The organism is Sphingomonas fuzhouensis (assembly GCF_034659795.1).
Taxonomy (GTDB): domain Bacteria; phylum Pseudomonadota; class Alphaproteobacteria; order Sphingomonadales; family Sphingomonadaceae; genus Sphingomonas; species Sphingomonas fuzhouensis.
In genome coordinates, this window is sequence record NZ_JAXSQY010000004.1 from 146045 (window position 1) to 162354 (window position 16310).

The following is a 16310-nucleotide window of genomic DNA, read 5'->3' on the forward strand; positions in this document are numbered from 1 at the left end:
GTCTGTTTGAATGAATGACCGTTTTCAAGCGAGTCGCGGCGTCTGCGGCCATGGCTCTATCTCTGGCGGGTCTTCTCGCCACCAGCACCCCCAGCCTCGCGACCAACGTTGCCGGTGCGGCTGCTACTCCAGTCAGTGCGATGACTGTTTCCGGGATCAACGCCGCCGATCTGGCGATGGTTCCCCAGAGCGCCCGGGCCACCATGTCCGCGCTCCCCGATTTTTCCCAGGTTTCCGAAGCGGATGAGGACAGCGACTATGACTCGCTGGCCGAGGCCGTAGCCGATCAGGACGATATTGCGTCGAGCGAAGAGCTCCGCTGTCTGGCTGGCGCCATCTATTTCGAAGGTCGCGGTGAACCGCTGGCGGGCCAGCTCGCCGTGGCGCAGGTCATCCTGAACCGCACCAAGTCGGGTCGCTTCCCCACCGACGTCTGCGACGTCATCAAGCAGCGCGGCCAGTTCAGCTTCGTCCGTCGCGGCGAGATCCCCTCGGTCAGCCCGTCGCGCAGTGCCTATCGCACCGCCGTCGCGGTCGCCAAGGTCGCGCTGGCCCAGGCCTGGGACAGCAGCGCGGGCAAGGCGCTGTACTTCAACACCCCCGGCAACCGTCCGGGCGTGCGGGTGCAGAAGGTCGCCGCGATCGGCAACCACATCTTCTATCGTTGACGCCAAGGCCCTGATCTGGGGCCTTAAACATGACGAAGTCCTCAGGGGCTTTGCATTTGTTCGTCAAATGTTCTAGGCGGGTGGCATGTTGGACATGCCGCCCGCTTCGTGCGTCGACGATCCGCTATCGCCGCTTTGCGCCGCTGACGTCGCGCGCGGCGTGACCCGGATGCTGCTCCGCCACGACCTTATCACCATTCCCGAAGTCCCGCTGGAGGGCGGCCGCCGCGCCGACCTGATGGCGCTCGATGCGCGGGGAAATGTCGTGGTGGTGGAGATCAAGGTGTCGCGCGCCGATATGCTGGGGGACGGCAAATGGCCGGACTATCTGGCGCATTGCGACCGTTTCTATTGGGCGGTGCCCGCCGGGTTCGACTGGTCGCCGCTGGAAAACGCGGCCTTCCTGCCGGAGCGGACCGGGATCATCGTCGCCGATCGCTATGACGCCGCGATCGTGCGCGAGGCGCATAGCGTGCCCTTGCCAGCGCATATCCGGAAGAAGACGACGCTGAACTTCGCGCGAAGGGCGGGGCGGCGGATGATCGGGCTGACCGATCCGGATGCCGGGATGTGAGGGTGGTGGACCCGGCAGGACTCGAACCCGCAACCTAGCGGCGTAGTTTGGTGAGGGTGCCCCTTGGCCTTCGATTACGCTCAGGCGGAACGGAGGTTTGGGATGGACCGCCCTCACCCTTCCCACCCGCTATCGCGGGCGGGCCCCTTCCCTCTCCCGGCGGGAGAGGGAGGGAGGCGCGAAGCGCCGGAAGGGTGAGGGCATTTTTTAAAGGCCCGCCTCCGTTCCGCCTGAGCGAAGTCGAAGGCCACGTCCCACCCTCACCGCGTCAAAATCAGTGTCACGATCGACTGAGGCGGCGCCACATCCCCCGCCACCTCCACCGCCTTGTGCCCCGCATCGGTCAGGATCATCCGCCGCTGCCACCGCCCCGGCACCGCGACGCTCAAGGGGCGGGGCGACAATCCCGGATTGACATGGACCAGCACCAGCCGCCGCCCATCCGCCGACAATGCGCCCACCGTATCCATATCGTCCACCGGGATCAGCCGATCGCCGGGTCGGATATAGCGGCTGAACTGCGCCATCGCCCAGTATTTTCCCGTGACATGGATCGCATGGGGCTGGTCGGGCGCACCCATCAGGTCGGCCTTGACGATACCCCAGTTCGATCCCTTCTCGCCCTTGCGGGTGCTCAAATCCTCGACCGCTTGCCAGAAGACCCAGGCGGCGGGCTCCAGCCGCTTGAGGTCGCCGACGACATGCTCGGCAAAGGCCAGGGGCGTCGCCATGCCGGTCAGGTCTTCGGGATCGCCCGACAGCGGCGTGTCGTTCTCGCTCATCCACAATCTGATGCCCGAGGCGCGGGCAATGTCCCGCACGGCGGTCTGGTGGACGGTGCCATAGCTGTGGACGTTGAGCTGCCCGATCGCCGCGCGGGTGGCGGGGGGATAGGCGGCCCAATCTGCCACGAACAGGTTGGAGGCGGTCTCGTCGGGCGCGGCGACGACGGTGGACAGGTGCTTGGCCTTCAGCGCGGCGGCGGTGGCGTCGATCATCTGCGCCTGCCGCGCGGGGCTCCAATGCGCGCCCTCCTGCGTATTGGCGGCGAACCAGTAATTGGTATTGGGCTCGTTGACCGGCGACAGGGTGCGGAAGGTCAGATGGTGCCGCCGCTGCAACTCGTCGGTGACGCGCACCAGATAGCTGGCGAAGGCGGCTTCCTGACCGGGGCGGAGATTGTCATCCGTGCCTTTTTCGGCACCCGACACCCGGCCGCTGACCGTCATGAACCAGGGCGGCGAGTTGGAGAAGGCCTCGAAGATCGGCTGCTTCACGCGGGCGGTGATCGCATCCAGCCACCAGCGTTGGTTGGCATCCTGTCCCCAGTCCCACATGACGGGATCGTCGGCGTGCCACCAGTCCTTGCCGGTCACGCCCGCCGGTTGTCGCCAGAAGCCCGGCACCGCGCGTCCGACCTTCATATAGGGGGGCGTGTCGGCCGCATTGCCGCCGCCGATATTGTAGCGCGCGATCGTCCAGCCCAGCCCCTTGGAGCCATAGAACAGATCGGCCAGCCGCGTCCGCTCCGCCTCGGGCCAGCCGCCGGTGACATGCGCGAACCAGGCGAGCGCGGTGCCCCAGCCCTCGAATAGCGTCGAGGGACGGTCGATCGCGGGACGCAGCGTCACGGGGACCGGGCGGTCGGCGACAGGCGGGGCGACCTGGGCGTGCGCCGTACCGGCCCCCAGGAGCAGCATCAGCGCGGCGGCGGCCAGACGGCCTTTGCGACGGATCGTCCCCTGTGTCATTCCGGCATATCCCCCGCGCGATCGGCATCAAACGTCAGACTATAGCCGCACCGCCAATGGGTCCGTCAATCCGTTGCGCTATCCGCAAGAAGACGGGTTTACCCCCATGCTTTTCCCTTGTCGTTCGGCAAAACCCACCATAAAAATCAGACAAATATAAGAGCGATCCGGTCAGGGAATCGCAGGGATAACAAAGGGGAGTGCGATGAAATGGCATTTGGCGGCCGGTGCGGCCGTGGTGGCTCTGACGAGCCCGGCCTTGGCCCAGAATGGCCCGCAGGTGGCACCGGTCCAGGTCGATCCCAGCCGTCCCGATTGGGAGAACCCCGCCGTCAACGCACGCGGCACACGCCCCGCCAGCGCCACCGCCTTCCCCTATGAAAGCCGCGACCTGGCGCTGACGGGCGATCGGGCCAAGTCGAGCCGCTATATGAGCCTCGACGGAGACTGGTCTTTCGCCTTCTCCCCCTCGGTCGACGCCGCGCCCAAGGGGTTCGAGCGGCCCGATTACGACGTGTCGAAGTGGAAGACGATAAAGGTCCCCGCGATGTGGCAGGCCGAGGGCTATGGCCAGCCCAAATACAACAACATCACCTATCCCTTCCCGGCCAACCGGCCGCTGGTGCCGCATGACGATAACGAGACGGGGTCCTATCGCCGCGACTTTACCCTGCCCGAGGGGTGGCGCGGCCAGGATGTGATCCTTCAGATCGGCGCGGCGGGCTCGGCCTATCGCGTGTGGATCAACGGGCAGGAGGTCGGTTATTCGGAGGACTCCAAGCTTCCGACCGAATATGACGTCACCCGGTTCCTGAAGCCCGGCCGCAATGTCGTGGCGATCCGCGTCCATCGCTGGTCGGACGGCAGCTATCTGGAGGATCAGGATTTCTGGCGCGTATCGGGGATCGAGCGATCGGTGTATCTGCGCGCGGTGCCCAAGGCGCGGATCGATGACCTCTTCGTCCATGCGGGCCTCGACAGGAATTACCGCGACGGCACGCTGTCGACCGAACTGACGCTGCCCGCGCTTCCGCAGGCGATGACCGCGCGGATGACCCTGCTCGATGGCGACCGTCCGATGGTGAGCCGCGACGTGGCGCTGGCCAAGGGCGCGACCTCGGCCAAGCTCGACGCGGCGGTGCCCGGCGTGCGCGCCTGGTCGGCGGAGACGCCCAACCTCTACACGCTGCTGGTCGAACTGGTCGATGCGAACGGCCAGCTAGTCCAGGCCACGCCGCAGCGCATCGGTTTCCGCACCGTCGAGATCAAGGACGGGCAGGTCATGGTCAATGGCCGCCGCATCATGATCCGCGGCGTCAACCGCCACGAGCATGACCCGGAGACCTTCCACGTCATCTCCGAGGCGTCGATGCGCCGCGATCTGGAGCTGATGAAGCGCAACAACTTCAACGCCATCCGCACCTCACACTACCCCAACGACCCGCGCTTCCTGGCGCTGGCGGACGAATATGGCTTCTACCTGATGGATGAGGCCAATATCGAGAGCCACGCCTATATGGAGCAGGGCAACCGCCACGGTGCCGAGCGGGGCAAATATCAGATCGGTTTCGACCCCGCCTGGGAAGGCGCGCATGTCTCCCGCGTGATGAACATGGTCGAGCGGGACAAGAATCACCCCTCGATCATCTTCTGGTCGCTGGGCAACGAGGCGGGGATCGGGCCGAACTTCGAGAAGGCGGCCGCCGCCATCCGGCGGCGCGATCCGGCGCGGCTGATCTCCTATCTGGGTTGGGGGACGCTCGACTGGAGCCACCAGCCGAACAACTATGTCGACATCTATGCGCCCATGTATGACGACATCGAAAAGATGGTCGACTGGGCCGAGGACCCGACCCGGACCCAGCCGATGATCCAATGCGAATATGCCCATATGCAGGGCAATTCGGGCGGCAATTTCAAGGATTATTGGGACACCATCTACGCCCACCGCAAGCTGCAGGGCGGCTTCATCTGGGACTGGGTCGACCAGTCCATGTATCGCTATACCAAGGATGGGCGACGCTATTGGGGTGACGGCGGCGAATATGGCCCCAATCCGGGCGGCGATATCGAGTTCGGCGACGGGCTGAACCAACCCGACCGGACGCCCAATCCGCAGCTATACGAGGTGCAGAAGGTCCAGTCGCCGATCCGCTTCGATGGCTATGATCCCCAGACCGGACGCCTCACTGTACATAACCGTCATGACTTTATCGATCTGTCGGGCTTCACCTTCGACTGGGTGGTGGAAAAGAACGGCGTCGCGGTGGCGAAAGGGGATCTGCCTGCGCTGACCACGGTGGCCGGACAGGTGCAGACGGTCGCGCTCGCCCCCCGATTCCTGCGCGAGCCGGGCGCGGAATATGTCCTGACCGTCCGCGCCCATGCCAAGGACGGCACGATCCGCGCGGTTCCGGCCAATTATGTTATCGGCTGGGAGCAATTCGCGCTGACCGACGGACCCGCCATGCCCGTGGCGGCGAAAGGCAAGGTTGCGGTGACGGATAGCGCCGACAGCGTCACCCTGTCGGCGAATGGCGCCGAACTGGTCATCGATCGCAAGACCGGGCTGGTCACGCGCTATGCGGCCGGGGGGCGCTTGCTGGCCAAGGGGGGCCAGCCCAATTTCGTCCGCGCCGAAACCGACAATGACACCGCCAACGGCACGGTCGCGCAGCAGTCGCCCTGGTTCACGATGAACGGCCGCTATCAGGTGCGCGGCATCGTTGTCGGTCCCGACCGAAGCGTGACGGTCGATCATGAAATGGGCGCGGGCGCGGCGCGTTTCGTGACGAAATACACCATGGCGGGGGACGGCGCGGTCGATGTCGACGGGCAGTTCGTGCCGCTCAAGACCGACCTGCCGCCGCCGGTTCGCATCGGCCTGTGGTACATCATGCCGACCGCGATCAAGACGGTGGAGTGGTATGGTCGCGGCCCGCATGAAAGCTATGTCGACCGTCAAAGCTCGGCCGCGATCGGACTGTGGCGTGGGGCGATTGCCGAGCAGAATCACGATTACATGCGGCCGCAGGATACCGGCAACAAGACCGATGTCCGCTGGATGGAACTGTCGGGCGAGGGGGCGGGGCTTCGCGTCCGTGCACCCAAGCCGCTGATGATGCAGGCGCTCGCCTTCCCCTATACCGATCTGTATCGCCGCGCGCCGGGCACGTGGAAATCGACCGATATCGTGCCCCATGGCGAGACGACGCTGATCGTCGATGCCGCCCAATGGGGTATCGGCGGCGATACGACCTGGAGCCATGTCGGCCAGCCGCATATGAAATATCGCACCACGCTGGCGCCGACCCGCATCGCCTTCCGCCTGGAGCCCTTCACCGGCGAGGGCACCACGCCCGACCAGGCGAAGCCCGCTCGCGCGACCGAAATGCAATAGGGCTATTCTTTACTCGGACAATAAGCCATCATGCCGCATCAGGCAGAGGAGAATCCATGAAAAGGGCAACGAAATTTCTGATCACGGCGGCGGCGACGCTGTTTGCGGGGACCGCGATGGCGCAAACAGCGCCCGCCACCGGCGACCAGGTCGAGGTTCATGCCGACCGTCCGGGTCCCGTCTATAACCGCCGCCTGTTCGGCCAGTTCGCCGAGCATCTGGGCACCGGCATCTATGGCGGTATCTGGGTCGGCAAGGGCAGCAAGATCCCCAATATCAACGGCTATCGCCGCGACGTGCTCGACGCGCTGAAGGCGATCCGGGTGCCGGTGATCCGCTGGCCGGGCGGCTGCTTCGCCGACGAATATCACTGGCGCGAAGGTGTCGGTCCCCAGTCGAAGCGCTTGACCAAGGTCAACACCAACTGGGGCGGCGTGACCGAGGACAACAGCTTCGGCACCAACGAATTCATGAATTACAGCGAGTTGGTCGGCGCCGAGGCCTATGTCTCGGGCAATGTCGGCTCGGCGATGCCGTCGGAAATGGCCGAGTGGGTCGAATATATGACCTTCCCGTCCAAATCGACCTATGCCGAGGAACGGCGCGCCAATGGTCGCGACAAGCCCTGGAAGCTCGCCATGTTCGGCATCGGCAACGAACTGTGGGGCTGCGGCGGCAATATGCGTCCCGAATATGCCGCCGACGTGACGCGCCGTTATTCGACCTTCATCAAGGTCCCGGCGGGCGAAACGCTGATGAAGATCGCCAGCGGCGCGAATGGCGACGACTATAACTGGACCGAAGTGATGATGCGGGACGCGTCGAGCGCGTTCGACGGCATCGGCGTCCATTACTACACGGTCCCCGGTCCGTGGAACAAGAAGGGCGCCGCCACCGGCTTCGACGAGGAAGCCTGGGCGCGCACGCTGTCCAAGACGCTGAAGATGGACGAATTGCTGACCCGTCACTCGGCGATCATGGACAAGTACGATCCCAGGAAGCGGGTCGCGCTGCTGGTCGACGAATGGGGCACCTGGTTCGATGTCGAACCCGGCACCAATCCGGGCTTCCTGTTCCAGCAGAACAGCCTGCGTGACGCGATGGTGACGAGCCTCAACCTCGACATCTTCGCCCGCCACGCCGACCGCGTGCGCGGGGCCAACATCGCGCAGATGGTCAATGTGCTGCAGGCGATGCTGCTCACCGACGGTGCGCGCATGGTGAAGACGCCGACCTATTGGGTGTTCGACATGTACAAGGACTATCAGGACGCCACCGTCCTGCCGGTCGACGTGCAGTCGCGCTGGTACAATAAGGACCAGTGGGTGATGAAGGCGGTCAGCGCCTCGGCGGTGCGGGACAAGGCGGGCGTCGTCCATGTCGGCCTGACCAATGTCGATCCCAACCAGCCCGCGACCGTGAGCGTGAAGCTGGACGGCCTGACCGCCGCGCAGGTGTCGGGTCGTATCCTGACCGGTGCGACGATGGATGCGCACAATACGTTCGACGCGCCCAACCAGATCGCGCCGCAGCCGTTCAACGGCGCGACGCTGTCGGGCGGCACGCTGACCGTGCAGATTCCGGCCAAGTCGGTCGTGATGCTGGACCTGCGCTGATGAAGGCCCGCGCCGGGGCGCTGCTCGCCGCCGCCGTCCTGCTGGCCCCAATGGTGGTCATGGAGTCGGCGGGGTCTGCCGCGCCCCGGCGCGATGTCCAATGGAATACACCGGGAGCGGGCAATCCCCTGCTCCCCGGTTATTTCGCCGACCCCTCCATCGTTCGCGATGGGGGGCGTTGGTATATATTCGCCACCGTCGATCCGTGGGGGGATGACCGTCTGGGGCTATGGACCTCGGACAATGGCCGTGACTGGCGTTTCTCGCAGCCCAACTGGCCGACCAAACAGGCGGCGACCAGCCCGACCTCGGGCGATGCCAAGGTCTGGGCGCCCTCGGTCGTGAAGGCGCCGAACGGCCGCTGGTACATGTATGTCTCGGTCGGCAGCGAAGTGTGGGTCGGCTCGGCCCCGTCCCCGGCGGGGCCATGGGCCGACGCCAATGGCGGCAAGCCGCTGATCGCGCGCGACTTTGCACCGAAATATCACATGATCGACGCCGAGGCGTTCGTCGACACCGATGGTCAGGCCTATCTCTATTGGGGATCGGGGCTGAACTGGGTCAACGGGCATTGCTTCGTCGTGAAGCTGAAGCCCGACATGGTCCATTTCGATGGCGAGCCCAGGGACGTGACCCCCGCCAATTATTTCGAAGGCCCCTTCATGGTGAAGGAGAAGGGGCGTTACCTGCTGATGTACAGCGACGGCAACACGACCAAGGACACGTACAAGGTCCGCTATGCGGTCGGTACGTCGCCGATGGGGCCGTTTACCGAGGCGGCGAACAGCCCGATCCTGGAAACCGATGCCGCCAGGCAGATCATCAGCCCCGGCCATCATGCGGTCTTCGCCGACAAGGGGAAGTCCTACATCCTCTATCACCGTCAGGCGCTGCCCTTCGTCATGGGCGCTGAGCGGGTGTTGCGGCAGGTGTCGATCGATCCGCTGACCGTGAAAGCGGACGGGACGCTGGAAAAGGTGCGGCCCAGCCATGATCCGATGATCCCGGCCTTTGCCGCGCATCGCACGCGCGGACTGCGCTGGACCGGCAAGGGCGTGGATGCGCTGGCGGCGGACGACAATTATGCGACCGTCTGGCGGCCGGAGCCCGGCCAGCCGCCGGTCCTGACCGCCGATCTGGGGGCGGTGCGGGATGTGCGGGAAAGCCGGATTCGCCCGGCCTTCGTGATCCAGCCACAGGATGTACGGATCGAGGCGTCGGCGGATGGCAAGAGCTGGCACGAGGTCGCAGCGGCGAAGGGGGTGAGCGGCTCGCCGATCACCCTGCGCCATCTGGGCAAGGCGCGGTTCCTGCGCATGACGGTAGCAGCGAAGGAACCAGCGATCTTGGAGTGGTCGATCTTCTGACTTTTTAAAGCCCCTCCTCCCGAAGGGGGGAGGGGTTTGGGGAGGGGGCCTGCCACAAGCGATGGTCTCGGTGAGAGCCAAAGCCCTCCCCCATCCCCTCCCGCCTGCGGTAGGGGCGTGGCTGGCGGACAGGTTCAGTTACGCTGAATTTCGTCCGGCCTGGACGAAGCCAAAGGCAATTCCGTCCCCTTAACTCCCCTTCGGCAACGCGAACGCCATCGTATAATCCCCGTACCGCGTCCCCAGCGCGCCATGCCCACCGGCGGTGATGACGACATATTGCCGCCCGTCGCGCCCGCGATAGGTCATCGGCGTCGCCTGCGCCCCTGCGGGCAGTCGCGCGCGCCACAGCACTCGGCCGCTCTTCAGATCATAGGCGCGCAGATACTGGTCGGTCGTCGCGCCGATGAACACCAGGCCCGAGGCGGTGATGATCGAGCCGCCCAGATTGGGCACGCCCGTCTTGATCGGCACGCCCAGATGGCTGCCGAACAGCCCGGTATCCTGCGCGGTGCCCAGGACCTTCTTCCACACCACCTTCCGGGTGTTGAGATCGACGGCGGTCAGATGGCCCCAGGGCGGCGCGTTGCACGGTGCGCCGAAGACACCGATCCAGGCCGCGACGACCGCGACATAGGGCGTGTTATACTGGGTCTGGAGATTGGGCGCGCGCGCATTCTCGCCGCCCTTCTTCTCCATGTATTTTTTGACGCGCGGATCGTCCCGGCGCATCAGCCAGATCTTGAACGGCATCTCCATCGTGTTGACGGTAAAGACCTGCCGCACCGGATCGAGCGCCGCGCCGCCCCAGTCGGTGACGCCGTCGAACGCCGGGTGGCCGATGATCGGCTTCAGGCCGGTCGGCTGATAGATGCCCGTCCCCTGCGCGCGGCGGATGTCGATCCGGCAGAAGAGCTGGTCGATCGGCGTCGCGCCCCAGGTCGATGTTTCGGTCGGCGCGGGCGGGGTGAAGGAGGGCAGGCCGACCGACCAGGGCTGGGTCGGCGAAACCTTCACGCCCGGCGTCGCGCCGTCCTGCCGCGCGGGGCGTTCGACGATGGGCGTAATGGCTGCGCCGGTCAGGCGGTTGAGGAAATAGACCTGGCCCATCTTGGTCGTCTGGATCAGCGCGGGGATCACCTGTCCGTTCGGCGCGCGATAATCGAACAGCGACGGCCCGATCGGAATATCCATGTCCCACATGTCGCGGTGGACCAGCTGGCGCACCCAGCGCAGCTTGCCCGTCGCGATGTCGAGCGCGACGATCGCCGAGCCGAAGCGATCGTCGAACGGCCGCCGCCAGCCGATCCAGTAATCGGGCGAGGCATTGCCGGTGCCCAGATAGACCAGGCCATTGGCCGGATCAGCGGTCATCGCCCCCCAGACATTGGGCGTGCCGCGCGTATAGGTCTCGCCCGCGGGCAGCGGCGGGATGGCGTCGGGTGAGCGGCCGACGTCCCAGGCCCAGACACCCGCACCCGTGATCGGATCATAGGCGCGCACCACGCCGCTGGGGATGTTGCGGTTGACGTTGTCGACGATGCGTTCACCGACGATCAACCGGCCGTTGGCGACCACGGGGGGCGAGGTGCTGATCTGATCGGCGGGGCCCGAGACGCCCATGCTCTGCCGCAGGTCGATCGCGCCATTGGTGCCGAAGCCGGGGCAGGGCTTCCCCGTATCGGCGTCCAGCGCCATCATCCGCGCGTCGAAGGTCGGCGCGAAGATGCGACGCGGGCAGGGCGTACCCTCGGGCGCCTGGTAGAAGGCGACGCCGCGACAGACGAGATAGCTGTTGCCCTGGCGGCTGACCTGGTCCTTCCAGCTCCACCTGGTCCGTCCCGTCGTCGCGTCGATCGCCTGCACGATCGAATGCGGCGTGCAGGTATAGAGCGTGTCGCCGATCTGGATCGGTGTCGCCTCCGAATGATATTCGCGTTTGTGCTCGACCGATTCCGCGCGGTCGGGCAGGTCGCCGGTCCGCTGCGTCCAGGCCAGTTCCAGCTTGCCGACATTGGCGGGCGTGATCTGCGACAGTGCCGAATAACGCTGGCCCGACAGGGTGCCGCCATAATCGGTCCAGTCGCCGACCGGTGCCTGGGCCGCGATCGGCAGGCCGCGTGACATCGCGGGGTCCTGCGCCTCGGCCGGGCGGGTGCGGAGGACGGGCATGGCGAAGACCAGGGCGATGATCCCCAGCGCGGCGGGCATCGCGCGCGTCCGGGCCTTGGGCGTGTGGATCATCGCCCGGACCCCGGCGATGATCCAGGGCATGGCGACCAGGATCAGCAGCACGCTGGGGGCGACGACGCGCGGCACCAGCTGCAACGGGTCGAAACCGATCTCCCACACCGCCCAGATGACCGTCGCGACCCAGATCGCGACATAGAGCCAGCGCCCGCGCGGATCGCCGCGGCCGATCAGCGCCCCCGACAGGATCATCGCCAGCCCGGCCAAGACATAATAAGGCGACCCGCCCAGCAGGGCGAGATAGCCGCCCGCGACCGCGAAAAATCCCCCCAGCAGGGCCAGCGCCCAGCCCAATATCTTCGCCAAGGCGCGACCCAGCACAGGCGATCCCCTCATCATTGTAACGAAATATTGCTCTCCGATGAACGCGCCTGGACGGTCTTGGTTCGCTTACGTCCCGGATCGCGGCTATTATTTGGCAATGAGCATGGAAGGACTTGGCATGGCATCTTCCTCTCCCGGATCACCGACCGATGCGCTGGCGCCTTTCCTGTCGCGCTGGACGGCGCCCGATGGCTGGGTGCATCGTCGCTATGACCGGCCCCATAGGCCCGGTACGGCGCGGCGCGGGCGGTTGCTGTTCCAGACGGGCCGCGCCGACATGATCGAGAAATATGGCGACGCGATCGATCATTTCCGGGCGCAGGGCTGGGATGTCACCGCCTTCGACTGGCGCGGGCAGGGTGGATCGGGGCGGCTGACGACCGACGGGACCGGGCATATCGACCGCTTCGATCGACTGAGCGAAGACCTGGCGGCCTTTTATGCCGGGTGGGTGCGGCCAGGTGAGGGGCCGCATGTCGTGTTGGGCCATTCGATGGGCGGGTTTGTCACGCTGTCGGCGCTGGCCTCGGGTATGATCGCGCCGGACGCGGTGGTGCTGGTCGCGCCGATGCTCGCGCTGCGCTCGCCGGTGGGGCAATGGGCCGGAGCGCGGTTCGCGCGCTGGCAGGTGGGACGCGGCGATCCACTTCGTCCTGCCTGGCGACGGCTGGAAACCGCGGCTGCGGCGACCGCCCGGCAGAAAAGGCTGACCCATGACCGCGCCCGCTTCGCCGATCAGCAGGCCTTTCGTCAGGCGCAGCCCGATCTGTGCCTGGGATCGCCGAGCTGGCATTGGGTGGCCGAGGCGTTTCGCGCGACGGCGGCGCTGCGCGATGATCCGGCGCTGTCGCGGATCGAGACACCGGTGCTGATGCTGGTCGCGCTCGCCGATCGGCTGGTCGATGCGCGGGCGGCGGCGCGGGTGGCGAACCGATTGCCCTATGGCGAGCTGGTCGCCTTCGGCCGGGGCTGCGCACATGAGATATTGCGCGAGGCCGCTCCGATCCGCGCCAATGCCTTTGCCGCGATCACCGCCTTTCTCGATCGGCGGGCGCCGGTTATTTCGCCCCGCAGCGCACCGGACCGCCACCCGTGACCCGGCATTTGGGTGAGCCCGCCACCGTGACGCGCCCCAGCCCGCTATTGGCGACCGCCGCGCTATAACGGGCCCGTGCGCCGATCTCGCCTGGTCCATCCAGCATCACGGTCAGATCGCCCGCCTCCAGCGCATCGGCGGCGATGGTCGCCGGTCCCTTTGCCGACAGCCGCGCCTTGCCCACCCGCCCGCCATCGATCGCCAGCCTGGCGGGGCCGAACAGCGTCGCGGTCAGCTGATCGCCATCGGCCTGGCCGATCCGCACCTCGCCGGTGCCGGTTATCGCGAGGGCGAGCGAGGGGCCCTTCAGCGCCTGCGCGGTGACCTGGGCGCCGCCGATCACGGTGATGCTGGCAATCGGCGGCGCGGCGAGGGTCAGGGTGACCGGCGCGTCGCCGCCGCTGCCGCCCGCCACGCGTCGCACGACAAGGGTCGTGCCCGTCACCTGCGCCTCGACCTGCCGCAGCGCCTGGGCATCGCCCGAAAAACGGCCGCGCGGTGATGTCGCGGTGGTCAGCGTGACGCGGAACGGCCCCTCGACCCGCAATTTGTCGAAGCTGCTCAGATCGACCCGCCGTTCGGCGGCGGGGGCCACCGCCGCGATCAGCAACAGGGGCGGGAAAAGGGCGGCGGTGCGGATCGACATCTCTGCCATCCTCGCACCGCACCCGCACCGCCGCAAGCGGTCCGCGCCCATCGGCTTACTGGGTACGCCCGCAGCGCGCGGTGCCCGACCCGGCCTTATGAACCGTGCAGACCGAGTTCGGCCCTAGATCGGCATCGCCCGAGCCACTGAGCCCCACCTTGGCCGGGCCATCGACCTGAACGGCGACGCGGCCTGATCCGCTGATCCCGACCTCGGCGCGCTTGGCGTGGAGACCGGTGGCAAGCACATTGCCCGACCCGGCGATCCCGACCTTCAGCGCGTCGGCCGTACCGCTGGCACTGACCGAGCCGGAGCCCGCCACGCCCAGATCGGCCTGTCCGACCCGCATCGTGCCGATCGTCAGATCGCCCGACCCCGCGATCCCGCCCTTGAAGCTGGCCCCTTCCACCCGGTCGATGCGCATCCGGCCCGATCCCGCGACGCCCGCCTGGGTCAGGCGCGGCAGCGTCACCAGGACGCGGACGTTGCGGCGACTGCCCCAATGCATACCCTTCTTGGTGCCGATCAGCAGCGTGTCGCCGTCGCGCGCGATGCGCAGCTGGTCGAGATCGGCGGCCGCCCCTTCGGCCCGCACCGAGAAGGCGCCGCCGACCCGGACATCGACCGGGTCGCTGCCGCTGCTGGAGACGGCGGTGAAGTCGCGTGCGGCATAGCTGCGTGCATCGCCCGAACCCTGTGCGGGAATCTCCCGTCCCCTGGCGTCGCTTTCGAACGAGCAGGCGGCGGTGGGCATGGCCAGCGCGATCAATCCGAGGAGCGAGGGAAGAATGGCGGGTTTCGTCATGGGCAGCCTCCTGTGTGTTGATTAAATAATACACATGCCGCAAGGCTTCGCGCAAATGAAAAGGGGCGGCCCCGGATGGGACCGCCCCTTGTTCGTATCGGAGAACCGACCGCGTCAGGCGGCGGGCTTTTCCTTGTTGTAGATGGCGGCGGCAGCGCGCAGGATTTCCAGGATCTTTTCCTGGGCGCGCGGCTCGTCCACCTCTTCCATCGCGGCGAGTTCGCGGGCGAGGCGGCTGGTGGCGGCCTCGAAGATCTGCCGCTCGGAATAGCTCTGCTCGGGCTGGTCGTCGGCGCGGAACAGGTCGCGGACCACTTCGGCGATCGACACCAGGTCGCCCGAGTTGATCTTGGCTTCATATTCCTGGGCACGGCGCGACCACATGGTACGCTTCACCTTGGGCTTGCCCTTCAGCGTTTCCATCGCCTCGCGCATGGTCTTGTCCGAGGACAGCTTGCGCATGCCGACCGACTCGGCCTTGTTGGTGGGAACGCGGAGCGTCATGCGCTCCTTTTCGAACCGCAGCACATAGAGTTCGAGCTGCATCCCTGCGATTTCCTGCTTTTGCAGCTCGATAACGCGGCCCACGCCATGCTTGGGATACACGACATAGTCACCGACGTCGAAGTGGAGCGCCTTGGCAGCCATTGGGGGCCTTTCCGGGTCAAAGGCCTTCGCACGAGCGCCGGACGAGCGGAAATGGGTCCACTGTTCTCATCGGCCTCGGGAAGGAAGGGTCGAACACATCAAAGGCGGGCGGTCGCGAAAACAGCTAGGCCCGTCACGGAACCATATAGCATGGTCGCAACAAAATTACCAGCATATGTGCAGGCTTCGGGGAACCAATGGCACGGGTGGCAGATACCGCAGCCCATGGCGCAATCGGACTTCCCACTTTTCCTCCCCTGTAAGGGAAGGTGGCGCACGTAGCGCGACGGAGGGGTGTCCCGCTATCGAGAGGGGTGATACCCCTCGCTGCGCATGGTCCTCCTCCCCTTACAGGGGAGGAATGATCTTGGATCAGTCGCCCTTGCCGGGTTCCGGGCTGAAGAACTGCTCATATTTGTTCTCGACGCCCTTCATCGCATCGGCGTCGGGCGGCGTCTGGTCCAGCTTGCGGGTGACGTTGGGCCACTGGGCGGAGAAGGTGTTGTTCAGCTCCAGCCACTGTTCCAGCCCGCTCTCGGTATCGGGCAGGATCGCCTCGGCCGGGCATTCGGGCTCGCACACGCCGCAGTCGATGCATTCGGACGGGTTGATGACGAGCATATTCTCGCCCTCATAGAAGCAGTCGACGGGACACACCTCGACACAGTCCATATACTTGCAGCGAATGCAGGCATCGGTGACGACGTAGGTCATGACAACTCCCAAGGTACGAATGCGTGCTGCTATGCCGCATGGGGCGATCCGTCAACGCCCGAAGCCGGGGAAGTGACCAGATCACAATAACACGCGCGCCCCTCGGCGGGCGGACCACGGCGTGAAGGAAGCTGTTCCACCCGGAGCACCCGCACCTGACCGAATTGCGCGAAGGTCAGGATGCTGCCGACTCGAACCGGCGCATGGGCCCGGTCGATCGCGCGCCCATCCATCCGGAAATGCCCGTCGCACGCCATCGCCTGCGCCGTATCGCGTGACTTGGCGATCCGCGCCCACCAGAGGAAACGGTCGAGCCGCATCGACTCGAGGGCGGCGGGGGCGCGGGTGGTCATGGGGCGGGACGGTCCTTTCGGTGGGGAAGGGAAGGCGGACATATTCCCATTCCTCCCCAAGCTGTGCTTGGGGAGGGGGACCATCCGCAGGATGGTGG

Annotated in this window: 13 protein-coding genes; 6 read left to right on the top strand and 7 right to left on the bottom strand. The window is 66.2% G+C overall.

Features of this window, described 5'->3' with window-relative positions:
* Nucleotides 1-50: 50 nt before the first annotated feature.
* Together U1H82_RS10695 and U1H82_RS10700 are read left to right on the top strand one after the other, a co-directional pair.
* Entirely contained in the window at nt 51-668 is a 618-nt protein-coding gene (locus U1H82_RS10695; protein WP_322964907.1) for a cell wall hydrolase, read from the top strand.
* 85 nt (nt 669-753) lie between these two features.
* A complete protein-coding gene (locus U1H82_RS10700; RefSeq protein WP_322964908.1) occupies nt 754-1242 on the top strand; it encodes an MmcB family DNA repair protein in 489 nt (162 codons plus the stop codon).
* A 260-nt stretch (nt 1243-1502) separates the two neighbouring features.
* Here U1H82_RS10700 and U1H82_RS10705 read toward each other — a convergent pair whose 3' ends face one another.
* Complete coding sequence (locus U1H82_RS10705; protein ID WP_322964909.1) at nt 1503-2993, bottom strand: glycoside hydrolase; 1491 nt, start codon at nt 2991-2993, stop codon at nt 1503-1505.
* Between the two features lie 205 nt (nt 2994-3198).
* Here U1H82_RS10705 and U1H82_RS10710 point away from each other — a divergent pair, with 205 nt between their 5' ends.
* The 3 genes from U1H82_RS10710 to U1H82_RS10720 are packed head-to-tail and all read left to right on the top strand — an operon-like array spanning nt 3199 to nt 9376.
* Complete coding sequence (locus tag U1H82_RS10710; protein ID WP_322964910.1) at nt 3199-6393, top strand: glycoside hydrolase family 2 TIM barrel-domain containing protein; 3195 nt, start codon at nt 3199-3201, stop codon at nt 6391-6393.
* Between the two features lie 56 nt (nt 6394-6449).
* Nucleotides 6450-8009 (top strand): alpha-N-arabinofuranosidase, encoded by a 1560-nt coding sequence (locus tag U1H82_RS10715; protein WP_322964911.1) that lies wholly within the window; start codon nt 6450-6452, stop codon nt 8007-8009.
* On the top strand, nt 8009-9376 hold the full coding sequence (locus tag U1H82_RS10720; protein WP_322964912.1) for a family 43 glycosylhydrolase: 1368 nt from the start codon (nt 8009-8011) through the stop codon (nt 9374-9376). The genes U1H82_RS10715 and U1H82_RS10720 overlap by 1 nt, the downstream gene beginning before the upstream one ends.
* A gap of 189 nt (nt 9377-9565) precedes the next feature.
* On the opposite strand, the gene U1H82_RS10725 is transcribed toward U1H82_RS10720, so the two are convergent.
* Nucleotides 9566-11947, bottom strand: coding sequence for a membrane-bound PQQ-dependent dehydrogenase, glucose/quinate/shikimate family (locus U1H82_RS10725; RefSeq protein ID WP_322964913.1), 2382 nt, complete (start codon nt 11945-11947; stop codon nt 9566-9568).
* A 121-nt stretch (nt 11948-12068) separates the two neighbouring features.
* Here U1H82_RS10725 and U1H82_RS10730 point away from each other — a divergent pair, with 121 nt between their 5' ends.
* The gene (locus U1H82_RS10730) at nt 12069-13046 is read left to right on the top strand and encodes an alpha/beta fold hydrolase (protein ID WP_322964914.1); all 978 of its coding nucleotides are present in this window, start codon (nt 12069-12071) and stop codon (nt 13044-13046) included.
* Here U1H82_RS10730 and U1H82_RS10735 read toward each other — a convergent pair.
* The 5 genes from U1H82_RS10735 to U1H82_RS10755 form a co-directional block, all read right to left on the bottom strand.
* Nucleotides 13009-13692, bottom strand: coding sequence for a GIN domain-containing protein (locus U1H82_RS10735; RefSeq protein WP_322964915.1), 684 nt, complete (start codon nt 13690-13692; stop codon nt 13009-13011). The two genes, U1H82_RS10730 and U1H82_RS10735, sit on opposite strands and share 38 nt — an antisense overlap.
* A gap of 55 nt (nt 13693-13747) precedes the next feature.
* Nucleotides 13748-14497 carry a head GIN domain-containing protein gene (locus U1H82_RS10740; protein ID WP_322964916.1) on the bottom strand — a complete coding sequence of 250 codons (750 nt, stop codon included), beginning with the start codon at nt 14495-14497 and terminating at the stop codon, nt 13748-13750.
* 114 nt (nt 14498-14611) lie between these two features.
* Entirely contained in the window at nt 14612-15145 is a 534-nt protein-coding gene (locus U1H82_RS10745) for a CarD family transcriptional regulator (RefSeq protein WP_042486954.1), read from the bottom strand.
* A 372-nt stretch (nt 15146-15517) separates the two neighbouring features.
* Nucleotides 15518-15859, bottom strand: a complete 342-nt coding sequence (fdxA, locus tag U1H82_RS10750) for a ferredoxin FdxA (protein WP_125959090.1) — start codon at nt 15857-15859, stop codon at nt 15518-15520.
* A 29-nt stretch (nt 15860-15888) separates the two neighbouring features.
* A complete protein-coding gene (locus tag U1H82_RS10755) occupies nt 15889-16212 on the bottom strand; it encodes a S4 domain-containing protein (RefSeq protein ID WP_322964917.1) in 324 nt (107 codons plus the stop codon).
* Between the last annotated feature and the right edge of the window lie 98 nt (nt 16213-16310).